Consider the following 14,841-nt stretch of genomic DNA (forward strand, 5'->3'; position numbering starts at 1 on the left):
GTGACATGAACATTACACTTTTGTAAGGGATCGTTTTAGCACACGCAGGCAAATTAAATTTCAATATCCTTTTTATTCAATAAAGTTTATAATATGGAAAAAAGAGGGGCGCCAATGAAAAAAATCGTATGTTTGATGGTGTTTTCAATCATGACGGCCTTCGGTATTCACATCCAGCCTGCTGAAGCTGCGGTTATAAAAGATGAGAAAAAGATGACCATGACAATGACTGAAGATCATGTGGGATTTTTTATGGCGGACAGCACCAATGTAAATTACTACCCGACATGGCTGTATTACAAGCTTACGATTTTTAACGCGGAAGGCTGCACACTCAACATCAAGCTGCAGAGAATCACGTTAACAGGACATGCGGTCACTTTAAGCGAGAAAGAGTATACGGGAAATCATCTTCATTTAAGTGCTGCAGATAAAGTGAGCGGGTCGCCGCACCGAAATCATTTCTTGGATATCACAAAAGTGTCGGGGTGCGGGGATGTTGGAATCACAGGTTTTTACGGCTTTGAGCACCAAATGCCGGGCTACTAATTGATATAGAAAGCGCGGGAGGGGACTTTTCCAGAGTCCTTTTTTCATATCATCGCAAAAAATGCTAAATATCAGGAGAAAAAACAAACGCTGCTTTTATTGAGAGGCGCCATCCTCTTGCTGCTATGTTCTGCGGCTGGTTATGCTCTTTATCAGCATGTTGCCGGAGGCCGGAATGAACAGGCAGGCGCCGTCCTTCATCAGCAGGCATTACATTTTAAATTATCGACTTTAGAGGGCGGTGACATCGAACTGAAAAAATGACGGGGAAAGGCGGTACTTGTCAACTTTTGGGGGGCTTTTTGTACACCGTGCAAAGAGGAGATGCCCGTCATGCAAAAAGCTTATGACCGTTTTAAAGGAGACGGTTTTGAAATCATCGCTGTCAATGTGCGTGAATCGAAAGGTGCGGTAAAGAGCTTTGTCGACCGCCATGGCTTAACTTTTCCGGTCGCTTTGGATCAATCGGCTGAAGTTTACCGTTCTTGGGAAATGTATTATTTGCCTGCAAGTATATTCATTAATCGGGAAGGGAGAGCGTAGAGAATGTATGTCGGAGGAATGTCTGAGCGGCAAGTTGATATGTGGGTTGCAGACATTCTTAGCGATTCGTAGAAACTCATTCAAAAGGCATAGACAAACACCTATTGTTCTTATCGTTCATAAGGTAGCTCAGGAGAGGAGCGATCTTATGTTTTTTCATATTAAAGAACTACAGTATCACGCAAAGCCTGATAAACCCGATCCATTATTTGCGAAAAAGCTGCAAGAGATACTTGGAGGACAGTTCGGGGAAATATCAGTAGCTCTGCAGTATCTTTTCCAAGGATGGAGTGTCAGGGGCAATGGCAAGTACAAAGATCTGCTGATGGATACAGGAGCTGAAGAGCTTGCCCATATCGAGATGCTGGCGACGATGATCGCAAGGCTTTTGGACGGTGCGCCGGTCGGTGATCTTGAAAAAGCGGCAAAAGATCCTGTGATCGGTGCCATTCTGGGAGGGATGAATCCGCAGCATGCCATCGTATCAGGATTAGGGGCGATGCCGGCCGACAGTGTGGGAAACCGCTGGACCGCCGATTATATTATCGCAAGCGGAAATTTGCTTGCCGACTTTCGGGCAAATTTAAACGCGGAATCACAGGGGCGCCTGCAGGCCGTCCGCCTTTATGAAGAGACGACGGACCGCGGTGTTAAAGATATGCTCTCCTGGCTGATTGCAAGGGATACGATGCATCAAAACCAGTGGCTTGCAGCCATCAAAGAACTGGAAGCGAAAGAAAATGTCGTCGTCCCAAGTACGTTTCCGCGCAATCTGGAAAAAAGGGAAGTCTCCCATGTATTATTTAATTTTTCAAGAGGCAACGAGAGCGCTGCAGGCAGATGGGCGAAGGGACCGAGCATGGATGGGGAAGGCGTTTTTCAGTATGTTGAGCATCCTCAGCCCCTTGCGAAAAAACCGGTGTTAAGACCTGCGCCTCCATATATTCATGATACGCCGCCATCAGTTATTCAACATCACCGGGATGATGTACTGCCTCCGAATCTTTATTGAACCGCTTTATTTTTCCTATGATCATATTTCGGGCTTGCAGCGAATAGCCATATTGAAGAATGGTATTTAAAGGGAGGCGCAAGCTTGAAAACTTATAAGGAAACGGCCGTTTTCGAACATACCTTTTGGCTTCAGGTTTTAGGTGATCATGCGCGTTTTATTTTGGACTCTCTCGCCGAAAGGGAAAAAAACGATATTCAAAAGGCGAAGCAGTTCAAGCAAGCGTTTGATGTTTTGCTGAAAAAAGTGAACGCTTCGCCTGATTTGTATTCATTAACGCTTGAAGCTGAAGAATATGCTCTTCAGTTCAGGAAATTTAAACTCTTCATCATTAAAAGGCACCTGACAGGCGATATTAAAATTCACCTTTCTCCAACTTTTATCAACCATATGGTAAATGAACTGGAGGAATATTTGCTTGTGCTAAAATACTTGAAAAAGCGGGAAGCGCCGCCTGTTTTCCACGAGCTGCACCACCATATGCTGTGGCTGATGGATGCCGCCGGACATGCCGGCGCGATTGCCGATGACCTGGATGCGGTTGAAAAACGATTGAAAGAAAAGAGCCGGGAGTTTGTCAAACACTTTGAACAGTTCTACATTAAATCCGTTGAATTGACAGGATATCTCAGAGCGAATGTTGAATCTTTTCCCGCTCTCAGAAGGATGAACAAAGACGTGAAGCTTGAGATCGAACTGTTCCGTACATTTTTGAAAGAAGTGGAGGAATTGGAGCTTACAGATCAGATGCTCGGTACGTTCTCCGCACTGATGGCAGACCATATGATGAGGGAAGAATGCTATTATTTAATGAAAATCGCCGAATCGACAAATACGCAAGAACCTGCGTGCGACCCTGCAAAACCGAGGCTGCTTGAAAAGTAAAGCCGGCGGTTTTGCTGTTTTTTTGATGAAGCTGCGAATCGATTTGGCACCTGCAAGTTTGCACAGCCTTTTTCATGCGATTATAATTCAGAATATATAGAAAATCTAAAGACTGTTTGGAGGGCTTTTTCGTGCAAGTCAGAAAAATAAAGGATTCAGATGCCAAAAGCTATCTCAAACTCTGTGAAACGATCGATGAAGAATCTGAATTCATGCTGTTTGAACCAGGTGAACGAAAGCTTCACGCGCAACGGCAAATCAAACAGATCGAATCCGGAATGTGCGAAGTTTTTGTTTGTGCGGCTGACGACGGAAGCTTAATCGGATATGTTGCAGCAGCCAAGGGGCAGGTTCAGAGAGCTCGCCACCGCGCCCATGTGGTGATCGGCATACGCCAAGCGTATATCGGACAAGGTATTGGAGTAAAGCTTTTTCAGGCATTGGAAAAATGGGCCTGTGAAGAAAAGATTCACAGACTTGAACTGACTGTTATGACTCATAATACAGCTGCCGTTCGTTTATACAAAAAAACGGGCTTTATCATTGAAGGCACTAAAAAGCATGCTTTGAAAGTAAAAGGGCAATATGTTGATGAATATGTCATGTCCAAATTAATCAACGAACAGCAAAGGGAGGTTTCAAATGAATGACGGGTGCCATCAGGCCATTGCTGCTGTCAGCTATTACAAAACAGAACGGACGATTGATTTTAACCGGCAAACTTATACAAAAAAGCAGAATCAAATGTACTTGTACAACGATAAAATTTTAACAGCAAGCCGCCAGTATCGTTTGGAGCACGTCTATGACGTTTCATACAGACCTTTTTCCGAGGCCGGTTTGCTTTACCTCCATACGAACCAGGGGGTATTTGCTTATGAAGTGAACGTTGACCCCGGGTATTTCATTGAGGCTTTTAAAAAACAGAAAAATCCAATTAAATAAATTGCAATATATATGAAGTTTTTAGCAGTAAATGCTAGAATGAATGTTGGGAATTTTGCAAGGGAAGGAACATACCGGAGCCTGTTAGGGCGATTGACCTTGTTGGCTTACCGGGCTTATGCCACTTGGCGGTGTTTATATGTCACTGCTATGCTTGATGGTAGAACGTCCGCTTAGGCTGCAGGTGTATGTTTGAGCAAAGATTTTAAGCGGCTTTTTCCAATTTTCTTTCACATAACAAGTCCTTGACGTTCCCAGTATATTTAAATACATAGACGGTTTAACTTAATTAGAGAAGTAGAGAGGACAGACAGCTTAATGAAAAAGAAGACACAGAATACGGTTCAAAAGATCGTAGAAGCCGGATATCGTCTGTTCGCCCAAAATGGATATTCGGCAACCTCTGTAGATGAAATTATGAAAGAAGCCGGTTTTTCTAAAGCTACGTTTTATTTGTATTTTAAGTCAAAGGAGATGCTGTTTCTCCATATTATGAATGAGCAGATGGAAGATCGCTTTCAGACCAGCATGAATTGTTTTCGAAAAAAGACGCTGAGGGGATTGCTCGCGGGGATTGAACACTTGATTCAAACATCAAATAAAGAGCATTCGACAGCTTTATTTTTGGAATTTATGGCAAATAGTCATAGATATCCTGAGATTCAAAGAAAGGTAGCCCTTCTGTATGAGCAGTGGAGGGAGTTTTTTGTCGAAATGATTGAGCAGCTGCAGGAAGAAGGCATTGTTCAGAAACAGCTCCATCCGAAGGTGATGGCGTCTACGCTGATTGCCATCTTTAACGGCTACAACCATCAACACCACGCGGATCCGTCGATTAATAAACAGGAACAGCTTCAGTCCATTATTTTCTTGCTGAATCCGAAGCTGCATCTTCAGATAAAAGACAAGCTATGAATACATCATAAGACTTTTGAAACAGCCGGCGCTGCCGACCTTGAGTCGGCGGTTTTTTGCGTCAGATGAATCCACTTCGGTACGCCGCACAACAAAGCAAATCACATGCAACCGTTTAACAGCGAGCGTTTATTTCTTTTAAATAGTTGGCACAAGCAAATCGTTATTATACAATTATCTCGAATTCGAGATAATTAAAAAGGATGAATGCCATGGGCAGTCAAGATATGGAGAGATATGAAGAGGAGTTGTCTTTAAAGGCATTTATTGTCTTGTCTCGAGCATTACAATCGATTAAAAAGCGTGTGGAAGAAGACATTAAATGTTTAGGATTAAATCCAACTGAGTTTGCTGTTTTAGAATTAATCTATAATAAAGGCGATCAGCCGATACAAAAAATAGGCGAAAAGGTATTAATCGCAAGCAGCAGTATTACCTATGTTATAGATAAGCTGGAGAAGAAAAGTTTAATAGTAAGAAGGCCTTGTCCTAAAGATCGCCGTATAACATACGCTGCCTTAACGAATGAAGGAACTGCACTGATGAACAATCTTTTTCCTAAACATAAAGCAGCTATGAAAGGCATTTTCGGCGGGCTGGACATTAAAGAAAAAGAAGTTCTAATTGAAAAGTTGAAAAAACTGGGCTTCCATGCCCAAAGCATGTAAATTTTTTTACGACAATATCTCGAATTCGAAATATACGAATTCATAATAAATGTCGATTGCGAGGTAGTAGTAATGACCGAATTTCTAGAGTTAGTAAAAGAAAGACGATCAGCAAGTAATTTTCTTCCTGGATATTCAATTTCTGAACAGGAGCTTAATGAAATATTTGAAATTGTAAAATTGGCTCCCTCTGCTTTTAATTTGCAGCATACAAACTATATTGCGGTGTTGGATAAAGAAAAGAAGAACATGTTGCATGAAGCAGCTAATGGCCAATACAAGATCCTAAGCTCGTCGGCAGTCATCATCGTTTTGGGTGACAAAAAGGCCTTTCATCAAGCAAAAGAAATCTACGAAGGTTTAAAACTGCTCGGAGTACTTAATAAACAAGAATATGATGATATGGTTCACGATACGGTTTCTTTCTATCAATCCAGAGGAGAAGCATTTCAAAGGGATGAAGCCATCAGGAATGGCTCATTATCTTCTATGCTCTTTATGATGGCTGCTAAAGAAAAAGGTTGGGATACTTGTCCCATGATTGGCTTTGATCCTCAAAAGGTAAAAGAGGTATTGAATATAAATGAGCAATATGAGGTCGTCATGATGATCACCCTTGGGAAGGAAAAATTAGAAAGCAGAAAACCGCGGGGATTTAGAAAACCTGTAAATGAATTTGTAACCTATATCTCATAATAAAGCTATGTTTCATGAAAGAGGAGTGAAATGATATGAAAAAGAAAACAAGCGGAATCCATCACATTACCGCGATTGTCGGCCATCCGCAAGAGAATGTCGATTTTTACGCTGGCGTTCTAGGTTTACGTTTAGTGAAAAAAACTGTTAATTTTGATGATCCGGGAACATACCACCTGTATTTCGGTAATGAAGGCGGAAAACCGGGAACGATTATTACATTCTTTCCATGGGTGGGTGCTCGCCGAGGAGTCATTGGAGATGGCCAGGTGGGAGTTACTTCATACGTCGTTCCTAAAGGCGCAATGGCATTTTGGGAAAACAGATTGGCAAAATTTAATTTGCCTTATACAAAAATGAACCGTTTTGGAGAGGAGTACTTAGAGTTCGATGATCCTCATGGACTTCATCTGGAAATTGTCGAAAGAGAAGAAGGGGAAAAGAACAGCTGGAAGATAGGAGAAATTACACCGGACAAAGCAATCAAAGGATTTGGCGGAGCAACACTTTTATCCAAACAACCGGAAAAAACGGCTGAATTATTAGAAAAGGTTATGGGACTTGAAAAAGTTGGTGAAGAAGGAGATTTTGTACGTTTTCGTTCTTCTGGTGATATCGGGAATATAATTGATTTGAAATTAACAACTATAGGCAGCGGACAAATGGGGATTGGTACAGTTCACCATATTGCCTGGAGAGCTATTGATGACAATGATCAATTAGAATGGCAAAAATATGTTGCAGAAAATGGTTATCGTGTTACACCCGTGCAAGACAGAAATTATTTTAACGCGATTTATTTTAGAGAACACGGGGAGATTTTATTTGAAATTGCAACAGATCCTCCAGGGTTCGCCCATGATGAATCACATCAAACAATGGGAGAACAGTTAATGTTGCCGGCTCAGTATGAACACTACAGAGAGCAGTTAGAAAGAAGATTAATTCCTATAACAGTGAAGGCGCTGGATTAATTTTTGCACGGAAGTGATTCAATGCTGTCCATTGATCCGCTTACAAAAACGGAAAGAGAGAACTACAAGTTTTTAATCGGGAGTATCATACCAAGACCCGTGGCGTTTGTTACAAGCCTGTCAGAGGAGGGCGTCTTAAACGGAGCTCCATTTAGTTATTTTAATATTGTATCTTCAAATCCTCCCATGATCTCCCTGTCCATACAACGTTCTGAAGGGAGCCAAAAAGATACAGCGAGAAACATTCTGAAGAGCAAAGAATTTGTGGTCCATATCGTTGATGAACAAAATGTTGAAAAAGTGAATGCAACGGCCGCGAGCCTACCTCCAAGTCAAAGTGAAATTCAGTTAGCGGAGTTAACCCCGGTTGAAAGTGTGAAAGTCTCGGTACCGGGGGTTAAAGAAGCGAAAGTGCGCATGGAATGTGTTCTGGAGTATTCATTAGAGTTGGGAGATAAACACTCTCCCGGCTGCGATTTCATGATAGGTCAAGTCGTTCAATATCATATCGAGAGCGGCATTTATGAAAATGGAAAAATTGATCCGAGAGGCCTCGGAGCCATCAGCCGATTGGCCGGGCATGATTACGCAAAGATTGGTGAAATCTTTACCAGGGAAAGACCGAAGTAATATAACCATCCACGATATCTCGAAGTTGAGATTTATTAAACTGAAATGTTTTAAGCTTATTGTAGCAAGGAATAATAAAGGCAGCGAAACACTTTCAAGGGGGTGGTTTTTAAAAGGTTTAAAAAAAGAAAACAAAAAAGCGGGTGTAAAATATGGGATTTTTAGACAAATTATTTAGAAAATCAAAGGAGATGGATCATATGTCAAATGTGAAATTAGCTGTAGTTTTTTATAGTATGGGCGGAACAAACTATCAATTAGCAAAATGGGCTGCAGAAGGCGCAAAAGAAGCAGGCGCTGACGTCAAAGTATTAAAAGTACAAGAATTGGCTCCGCAATCAGTTATTGAAGGAAATGAAATATGGAAAGCAACTGTTGATGCAACAAAAGACATTCCAGTCGTAACCTCAGAAGATATAGAGTGGGCAGACGCTATTATATTCAGTACACCAACACGTTTTGGCAATATGGCATCCCAAATGAAACAGTTTCTTGATACACAAGGCGGACTTTGGGCAAACGGCAAGACAGTTAATAAAGTTGTAAGTGCAATGTCCTCCGCTCAAAATCCACATGGTGGTCAAGAAGCGACGATCTTGTCCTTATATACTTCAATGATGCACTGGGGAGCTATTATTGCTTCTCCTGGATACACTGATCCTGTCCTATTTGGGGCTGGCGGAAATCCATATGGAACGAGTGTTACAGTCGATCAAGACGGGAAGATGATTGAAGACGTAGAAGCCGCAGTGAAACATCAAGCAAAACGAACGGTGACCGTAGCTGAATGGGTCAAAAAGGGCAATCAGTAATATTTGAAATTTAAAAGAGCCAAATGACTGGCTCTTTTTTTAGTTGGTTCAGTTGAGCCGTTTTTCTTATTTGATGTCTTCATTTGACTGCGAACACGCCATAATTGCGCGGCATAAGGAATAAGATATCCAACATATCCTATAACGATGCCCGTGCAGGAGGAATCCGTCTTTTAAGTTGATGATTTCACAATGATAAAATTTTTTTCTATTAAATTTTAAAAAAATGAAACTTTAAGTTCATATGAACGTAAACATAAGTGAAATGATTTTATTTAGTCATACGATCAATCAACAAATGCAAAAGGGGTGAAACAAAAGTGAAAGTCATGATTGGTTCGATCATATTGCTGCTCATTATAGGGTTTGGCGTATGGCTTATGTTGAGCCCGCTTTTTAAAAAAGTCGGAAGCGGGGCGACCAAAATAAAGAAAACGCTGGAGGACGACAAAGATGAATGAAAAACAACCAAAGAAAAATAAAAACAAAACGCTGCTCGGCGGAATCATTGTCGCTGCCGCTTTAATTATTGGAGGATTCACGGCCTCCCTGTTCATCGAGAAAATCCCGAACGGATATGTCGGCGTCGTTTATTCCCCGAATGGCGGGGTAAAATCGGAAACGCTGGATCAAGGCTGGCATTTAGTCGGGCTGTTTGACAAAGTCACAAGATATCCGGTACGGATGCAGACTGTAAACAATCAGGATATTCAAGTGGCTACTTCCGACGGCAAAAACATCTCAATGGACATTGCCTACAACTATGTCGTTCAGCCTGATAAAGTCGTAGAATTGTTTAATAAATTCGGAGCGGTCGATATTGAATCAATCGAAAACAGCTACTTGAAAACAAGGCTGTGGGACGCTGCGAGAAAGTCGATTTCCAAATATTCCGTCATTGATACATACGGACAAAAATCATCTGATGCCGCTGCAGAAATTCAAAAAACATTTGCAGATGATATGAAGGGGCTCGGCTTTGTCATTGACGATTTAACACTCGGCGTGCCGAAGCCTGATAAAGCGACTCAGGAAGCGATTGACGCGCGCGTGAAGTCTTCGCAGGAACTGGAAAGAACACAGACGGAGCTGAAGATCGCCGAAGCGGAAGCGAAAAAGAAAAAGATCGAAGCCCAAGGTATTGCCGAGTACAACGAAATTATTAAAAAGTCGATGTCGGATGAAATGATCAAGTATCAATGGATCCAAAAATGGGACGGAAAAATGCCTAAAGCGACCGGATCGAATTCCCTGATCCAGATTCCAACCGATGAGAAAGGAAAATAAAACGAAAAAAATCCCTTGCCAAGGGATTTTTTTCGTCTCGGGCGCACGTATATAATGGTGTTAACAATCGTTTCTGAGACAGGGGGTAAGATGTTGTTTGCTCCGGAAGCCATTCTCCGTACGTGGAGAAAATTTGACTCTTTTCCGATGGAAACGCTGACAAAAGCATGGTTTTATCATCAGGCAGGAGATGGGAGACAGCGGGAAGTATCGATGATGAAGGAGCACTATCAAGAGTACGGGATTGCCGGCAATTGTTTTGACCTTTCGATTTGGCTGCTGGATGAGTTCACAAAAGACGGAGTGGAAGCTTTTCCAATCGGCCGTTCGTTCAAAACGGAACGCGCGCATGCCGCAGTCATCGCCCTTGATGAAAGAGGCCGGCGCTTTTTGTGTGATCTGGGAGACCAATGGCTGCATCCGATTCTGATCGATTGCGAATCTGAAGATTATACCAATGAAAAGCTGGGCGGTTTTTTCCCTGCCGCACAAGTTCAAGTCATGCCGACAGCCGGCGGAGTTGAGGTCCTTTACCATCGGCCGAACGGAAAGGTGTCGACTCAAGTCTACAATACAGACCCTGTTGACATGTCCGTTTTTTTAAAGGCGGCTGAATACTCGCAGGCGGCATTGAAGCCTGCGCCTTTACTGGAATGCAGAATTCCGTTTCAGCATGAAATCGCCCATTGGGAATTCAGCGGCTGGGACATATATCTTAGTACGAGCAAAGGATTATACAGAGAAGCGAAGCCGGACACAATCGAAGGATGGACTGAAAAAATCCACGATATCTCAGGATACGATAAAAATGTTCTCAAGAAAGCATTGGAGATTTATCAAACCCGCGCGTGATCTTAAACCTTGAAAAAAACTCATTTTATACATATCATGTGGAAAGAGGAGAGGATAAGATGAGCCATTATGACCAGCAATACAATGCAATCATACAAAAAATTATTGAATCAGGGATCTCCGATGAAGAATATCAGGTTCGGACGAAGTGGGATTCAGACGGAACGCCGGCTCATACGCTGAGCATCATGAGCGAAAAAATGCGGTTTGACAATTCAGAAGTGCCGATTTTGACGACGAAGAAGGTGGCGTGGAAAACGGCCATTAAAGAGCTGCTTTGGATTTGGCAGCTGAAATCCAATGATGTTCAAGTTCTGAATGATATGGGGGTTCATATTTGGGATCAATGGCGTCTTGAAGACGGCACAATCGGAGCAGCGTACGGCTATCAATTAGGGAAGAAAAACAGAACGGTTAACGGCCAGAAAGTCGATCAAGTGGATTATTTGCTTCATCAGTTAAAGCATAACCCTTCTTCACGCAGGCATTTGACCATGCTGTGGAATCCCGATGATTTGGATGGCATGGCTTTGACGCCCTGCGTCTATGAGACGCAATGGTATGTGAAAGAAGGAAAGCTCTCTTTAGAAGTAAGAGCGAGAAGCAACGACATGGCGCTTGGCAACCCGTTCAATGTGTTTCAATATAATGTCTTGCAGCGCATGATCGCGCAAGTCCTCGGTTATGAGCTGGGCGAATACATCTTCAACATCGGTGACTGCCACATCTATACCCGTCACATCGACAATTTAAACATTCAGATGAAACGCGAGCAGTATGAAGCGCCAAAGCTATGGATCAACCCGGATATCAAAAATTTTTATGACTTTACAATCGATGATTTTAAATTAATCGACTATAAGCACGGCGACAAGCTGACATTTGAAGTTGCCGTATGAACAGGCGGATTTCCCGCCTGTTTTTTTGTACAGTGATGAAAAACGGCCTTGGAGGATGATTCAAGAAGATACAGACATATAATACGGCAAGACAGGCACAAGGGCTGTCGATATGGAGCTGTTTGCGGGAATTCATTAAAACACGCGGCTGAAGTTATGTTTTTACCAACGATATCAACGGTTCATGTTCTGATGCAAAAGCGATGACGTGCAGCATCTTAAAAAATAACGTCATAGAAGAATAAACGTTCATTTACACAATCTAAACGTCTTTTTCACAAAGAACCCGAAAAGCAAAAACAATTCTCTCTTAATCTGTTAGTAACACCAGCATATACAAGAGGAGGTTGTTTTTGTCATGATCAAAAAATGGGCGGTTCATCTGCTGTTTTCCGCATTGGTACTGCTTGGGCTTTCGGGAGGCGCCGCATATTCTCCTCAGCATGCCGAAGGTGCTGCAAGGTATGACGACATATTGTATTTTCCGGCATCACGCTATCCCGAAACCGGCGCTCATATCAGCGACGCAATCAAAGCGGGGCATTCAGATGTCTGCACGATTGAAAGATCGGGAGCGGATAAGCGCCGCCAGGAATCACTGAAGGGGATTCCGACTAAGCCGGGCTTTGACCGTGACGAATGGCCGATGGCCATGTGTGAAGAAGGGGGCAAAGGAGCGTCTGTCAGATATGTCAGCTCATCGGATAACCGCGGAGCCGGCTCCTGGGTCGGGAACAGGCTGAGCGGTTTCGCCGACGGGACGAGAATTTTGTTTATCGTTCAATAAAAGGCGAAAAACAAATATCTTTCCTTTGGGAAACATTTTTGTTGACAGGAAAATCGTTGTGGGGGATAATGGTAATGTAAGCATATTATCATTCCCTCTGTTTCAGGTTCGCATCCTTCATTGCCGAATGGATGTGAGCCTGTTTTTTCGTGCAAAAAAACCGCCGACCGGCGGTTTTGCTGATGAGTCCGTGTTTTAATGAACAGTGCGGAAAACGCCGATGACTTTTCCGAGAATCGTCACATTCTGAAGGATGATCGGCTCCATCGTCGGGTTTTCCGGCTGAAGGCGGATATGGGTTTCCTCCTTGAAAAACCGCTTAACAGTCGCTTCGTCGTCTTCGGTCATCGCAACGACGATATCCCCGTTGTTTGCGGTGTTCTGCTGCTTGACAATCACATAATCTTGATCAAGAATTCCGGCATCGATCATGCTTTCTCCCATGATCTCCAGCATGAAGACGTGCTCATCCGGCGGCGCCAGGCGTTCGGGAAGCGGAAAGTATTCCTCGATGTTTTCGACTGCGGTAATCGGTGTACCGGCGGTCACCTTTCCGATGACCGGGACATTGACAACCTGGTTTTTCGGAATATGAATTTCCTCCTCTGTATCGAGAATTTCGATCGCTCTCGGCTTCGTCGGATCCCTTCTGATCAATCCCTTCGTTTCAAGCCTTGCCAAGTGGCCGTGTACCGTTGAACTTGACGCCAGGCCGACCGCTTCTCCGATCTCCCTGACGGAAGGCGGATAGCCTTTGCGCTTCACTTCTTCTTTAATGAAACGCAAAATATCAAGTTGTCTTTTTGATAGCTTCGTCATTTTTTGCACCTCAAAACGTCGATTTTAGCTAGATTATAGCATGTTTTTCCTCTGAGTACAAACATAGGTTCGAAAAAAACGATTGACAGAAACATTTGTTCGTATGTATACTGAAGTCACAAAAACCGAACAAACATTCTGGGGTGATGGATATGAAAAAAGAATCATTGATTTTTGTCAGTCTGTTTACTGCTGTGATCAGCTGCTGTATTCTGTTTGTGTCTTTTGCCGGTAAGATCGAAGAAAGAAAGCAATATGTTAAAATAGAAGTGCAAGAAGGCGATACATTGTGGGAGCTGGCCGACCGGATCAAAGGCGGAAAAACCGCTGACAAACACAAATTCATCGAATGGGTCGCCGATAAAAACAATCTGCCGACCTCTGTCATTAAACCGGGAGATGTCTTGATCCTGCCGGTAGCCAAACAGCACTCCGATCAATATCAGCTTGCAGTTGTAGAATAAGAGATTGAGGGGATTTCCATGAATGCGATTATTTACACCAGGGTAAGCACTGCGAAGGAGCAGCAGGAAACCTCATTAAAGCGGCAGGAGGAAGAGCTTAAGTCGCTTGCCGCCGAACACGGGATGAACGTCGTGAGCGTCATTTCCGAGCAGGCGAGCGGATATGAAATGGACCGCGACGGCGTCTTCGATCTGCTCGAGGAAATCAAAACATCAGACATCGACGCGGTTTTAATACAGGATGATACGCGGCTTGGAAGAGGGAATGCCAAAATTGCCCTTCTTCACTGTTTATATAAAGAAGGCGTTCAAATCTACACGCTGGCTCACCGCGGAAAGCTCGAGCTTTCCGAAGCGGACTCGATGGTTTTGGAGATTGTCGGCATTGTCGAGGAATACCAGCGGAAAATACATAACCTGAAAATTAAGCGGGGAATGAAGAAGGCGGTCGAAAACGGCTACCGCCCGGAGAGGAACCTAAAACACCGCAATGAAGGCGGCGGGAGAGAGCGAATCGAAGCGCCTCTTTCAGAAATCGTCAGGCTCAGGGAGAACAAGCTGACGTTTGCGGAGATTGCAGCCGTGTTGAGAGGCTTCGGATACAGCATATCAAAAGCAACCGTTCACCGCCGCTACCAGGAGTATAAGGACGGCCTTGCAGACTAATCTGTTGTCAAACGAAAGCGGATTTAGTAGTATGATGGATATATACCGAATCAAAGGAGTATCTTATGATTTCTAAAGAAAAAATAGCCAGAATTAACGAGCTTGCCAAAAAAGCAAAGAGCGGATCTTTAACAGACGAAGAAAAAGCAGAACAGCAGAAGCTTCGCCAGGAATACCTTCAAGGCGTCCGCGCGTCTATGAAAAACACGTTGAAAACTGTGACGATTGTTGACCCTGAAGGTAATGATGTGACTCCTGAAAAGCTCAAACAGGAAAAAAGAAACCGCCGATTGCATTAATTTTAGGGAATACGCCGATATCGTATTCCCTTTTTGTATATACTACAATTTAGAATGAAGGCAAAGATTCGTCATTTTTCGCCCAGCTTTTGAGCTGAAATGGTTGTGAAAACCGATGGGTAGATTTATGATAAGAAAG

General features: G+C 43.2%; 22 protein-coding genes. 21 read left to right on the forward strand and 1 reads right to left on the reverse strand.

From position 1 onward, the window contains the following. Positions 1 to 114: 114 nt before the first annotated feature. From H7F26_RS16395 to H7F26_RS16475, 18 genes are all read left to right on the forward strand, one after another. Positions 115 to 549, forward strand: a complete 435-nt coding sequence (locus H7F26_RS16395; protein ID WP_003182188.1) for a hypothetical protein — start codon at positions 115 to 117, stop codon at positions 547 to 549. Between the two features lie 117 nt (positions 550 to 666). Next, entirely contained in the window at positions 667 to 813 is a 147-nt protein-coding gene (locus tag H7F26_RS22055; protein ID WP_164971865.1) for a hypothetical protein, read from the forward strand. A 60-nt stretch (positions 814 to 873) separates the two neighbouring features. Beyond that, positions 874 to 1,092: a redoxin domain-containing protein gene (locus H7F26_RS22060; RefSeq protein ID WP_128993927.1), complete on the forward strand. Its 219-nt coding sequence runs from the start codon at positions 874 to 876 to the stop codon at positions 1,090 to 1,092. A 148-nt stretch (positions 1,093 to 1,240) separates the two neighbouring features. Then, complete coding sequence (locus H7F26_RS16405) at positions 1,241 to 2,104, forward strand: manganese catalase (RefSeq protein WP_003182192.1); 864 nt, start codon at positions 1,241 to 1,243, stop codon at positions 2,102 to 2,104. Positions 2,105 to 2,188: 84 nt separating this feature from the next. Then, positions 2,189 to 2,989 carry a DUF2935 domain-containing protein gene (locus H7F26_RS16410; protein WP_009328242.1) on the forward strand — a complete coding sequence of 267 codons (801 nt, stop codon included), beginning with the start codon at positions 2,189 to 2,191 and terminating at the stop codon, positions 2,987 to 2,989. Between the two features lie 131 nt (positions 2,990 to 3,120). Next, a complete protein-coding gene (locus H7F26_RS16415) occupies positions 3,121 to 3,639 on the forward strand; it encodes a GNAT family N-acetyltransferase (RefSeq protein ID WP_003182196.1) in 519 nt (172 codons plus the stop codon). After that, on the forward strand, positions 3,632 to 3,934 hold the full coding sequence (locus H7F26_RS16420; RefSeq protein ID WP_009328240.1) for a hypothetical protein: 303 nt from the start codon (positions 3,632 to 3,634) through the stop codon (positions 3,932 to 3,934). Before H7F26_RS16415 ends, H7F26_RS16420 begins: the two co-directional genes overlap by 8 nt. A gap of 318 nt (positions 3,935 to 4,252) precedes the next feature. Then, on the forward strand, positions 4,253 to 4,849 hold the full coding sequence (locus tag H7F26_RS16425) for a TetR/AcrR family transcriptional regulator (RefSeq protein WP_009328239.1): 597 nt from the start codon (positions 4,253 to 4,255) through the stop codon (positions 4,847 to 4,849). Between the two features lie 212 nt (positions 4,850 to 5,061). Next, complete coding sequence (locus H7F26_RS16430) at positions 5,062 to 5,517, forward strand: MarR family winged helix-turn-helix transcriptional regulator (RefSeq protein WP_003182202.1); 456 nt, start codon at positions 5,062 to 5,064, stop codon at positions 5,515 to 5,517. A gap of 72 nt (positions 5,518 to 5,589) precedes the next feature. Then, on the forward strand, positions 5,590 to 6,213 hold the full coding sequence (locus H7F26_RS16435; RefSeq protein WP_003182204.1) for a nitroreductase family protein: 624 nt from the start codon (positions 5,590 to 5,592) through the stop codon (positions 6,211 to 6,213). 35 nt (positions 6,214 to 6,248) lie between these two features. Further along, on the forward strand, positions 6,249 to 7,187 hold the full coding sequence (locus H7F26_RS16440) for a ring-cleaving dioxygenase (RefSeq protein ID WP_003182207.1): 939 nt from the start codon (positions 6,249 to 6,251) through the stop codon (positions 7,185 to 7,187). Positions 7,188 to 7,208: 21 nt separating this feature from the next. Next, the gene (locus tag H7F26_RS16445) at positions 7,209 to 7,817 is read left to right on the forward strand and encodes a flavin reductase family protein (RefSeq protein WP_009328237.1); all 609 of its coding nucleotides are present in this window, start codon (positions 7,209 to 7,211) and stop codon (positions 7,815 to 7,817) included. Between the two features lie 200 nt (positions 7,818 to 8,017). Further along, positions 8,018 to 8,629 carry an NAD(P)H:quinone oxidoreductase gene (gene wrbA, locus H7F26_RS16450; RefSeq protein WP_003182210.1) on the forward strand — a complete coding sequence of 204 codons (612 nt, stop codon included), beginning with the start codon at positions 8,018 to 8,020 and terminating at the stop codon, positions 8,627 to 8,629. 320 nt (positions 8,630 to 8,949) lie between these two features. Continuing rightward, positions 8,950 to 9,090 (forward strand): hypothetical protein, encoded by a 141-nt coding sequence (locus H7F26_RS16455; RefSeq protein ID WP_003182211.1) that lies wholly within the window; start codon positions 8,950 to 8,952, stop codon positions 9,088 to 9,090. Then, positions 9,083 to 9,916: a prohibitin family protein gene (locus tag H7F26_RS16460; RefSeq protein WP_003182213.1), complete on the forward strand. Its 834-nt coding sequence runs from the start codon at positions 9,083 to 9,085 to the stop codon at positions 9,914 to 9,916. The genes H7F26_RS16455 and H7F26_RS16460 overlap by 8 nt, the downstream gene beginning before the upstream one ends. 90 nt (positions 9,917 to 10,006) lie before the next feature. Beyond that, entirely contained in the window at positions 10,007 to 10,768 is a 762-nt protein-coding gene (locus H7F26_RS16465) for a hypothetical protein (RefSeq protein ID WP_003182215.1), read from the forward strand. 59 nt (positions 10,769 to 10,827) lie between these two features. Next, a complete protein-coding gene (locus H7F26_RS16470) occupies positions 10,828 to 11,667 on the forward strand; it encodes a thymidylate synthase (RefSeq protein ID WP_003182218.1) in 840 nt (279 codons plus the stop codon). 358 nt (positions 11,668 to 12,025) lie between these two features. Beyond that, positions 12,026 to 12,454: a NucA/NucB deoxyribonuclease domain-containing protein gene (locus H7F26_RS16475; RefSeq protein WP_003182220.1), complete on the forward strand. Its 429-nt coding sequence runs from the start codon at positions 12,026 to 12,028 to the stop codon at positions 12,452 to 12,454. Between the two features lie 195 nt (positions 12,455 to 12,649). On the opposite strand, the gene lexA is transcribed toward H7F26_RS16475, so the two are convergent. Continuing rightward, positions 12,650 to 13,273: a transcriptional repressor LexA gene (lexA, locus tag H7F26_RS16480; RefSeq protein ID WP_003182222.1), complete on the reverse strand. Its 624-nt coding sequence runs from the start codon at positions 13,271 to 13,273 to the stop codon at positions 12,650 to 12,652. Positions 13,274 to 13,425: 152 nt separating this feature from the next. Here lexA and yneA point away from each other — a divergent pair, with 152 nt between their 5' ends. The 3 genes from yneA to H7F26_RS16495 all read left to right on the forward strand — a co-directional run bounded on the left by yneA (position 13,426) and on the right by H7F26_RS16495 (position 14,702). Beyond that, positions 13,426 to 13,737: a cell division suppressor protein YneA gene (gene yneA / locus H7F26_RS16485; protein WP_003182225.1), complete on the forward strand. Its 312-nt coding sequence runs from the start codon at positions 13,426 to 13,428 to the stop codon at positions 13,735 to 13,737. Between the two features lie 18 nt (positions 13,738 to 13,755). Further along, positions 13,756 to 14,403: a YneB family resolvase-like protein gene (locus H7F26_RS16490; protein WP_003182227.1), complete on the forward strand. Its 648-nt coding sequence runs from the start codon at positions 13,756 to 13,758 to the stop codon at positions 14,401 to 14,403. Positions 14,404 to 14,468: 65 nt separating this feature from the next. After that, on the forward strand, positions 14,469 to 14,702 hold the full coding sequence (locus H7F26_RS16495) for a DUF896 domain-containing protein (RefSeq protein ID WP_003182231.1): 234 nt from the start codon (positions 14,469 to 14,471) through the stop codon (positions 14,700 to 14,702). Positions 14,703 to 14,841: the final 139 nt, after the last annotated feature.

It is taken from the genome of Bacillus sp. PAMC28748, from assembly GCF_014250415.1.
Lineage (GTDB): Bacteria > Bacillota > Bacilli > Bacillales > Bacillaceae > Bacillus > Bacillus licheniformis.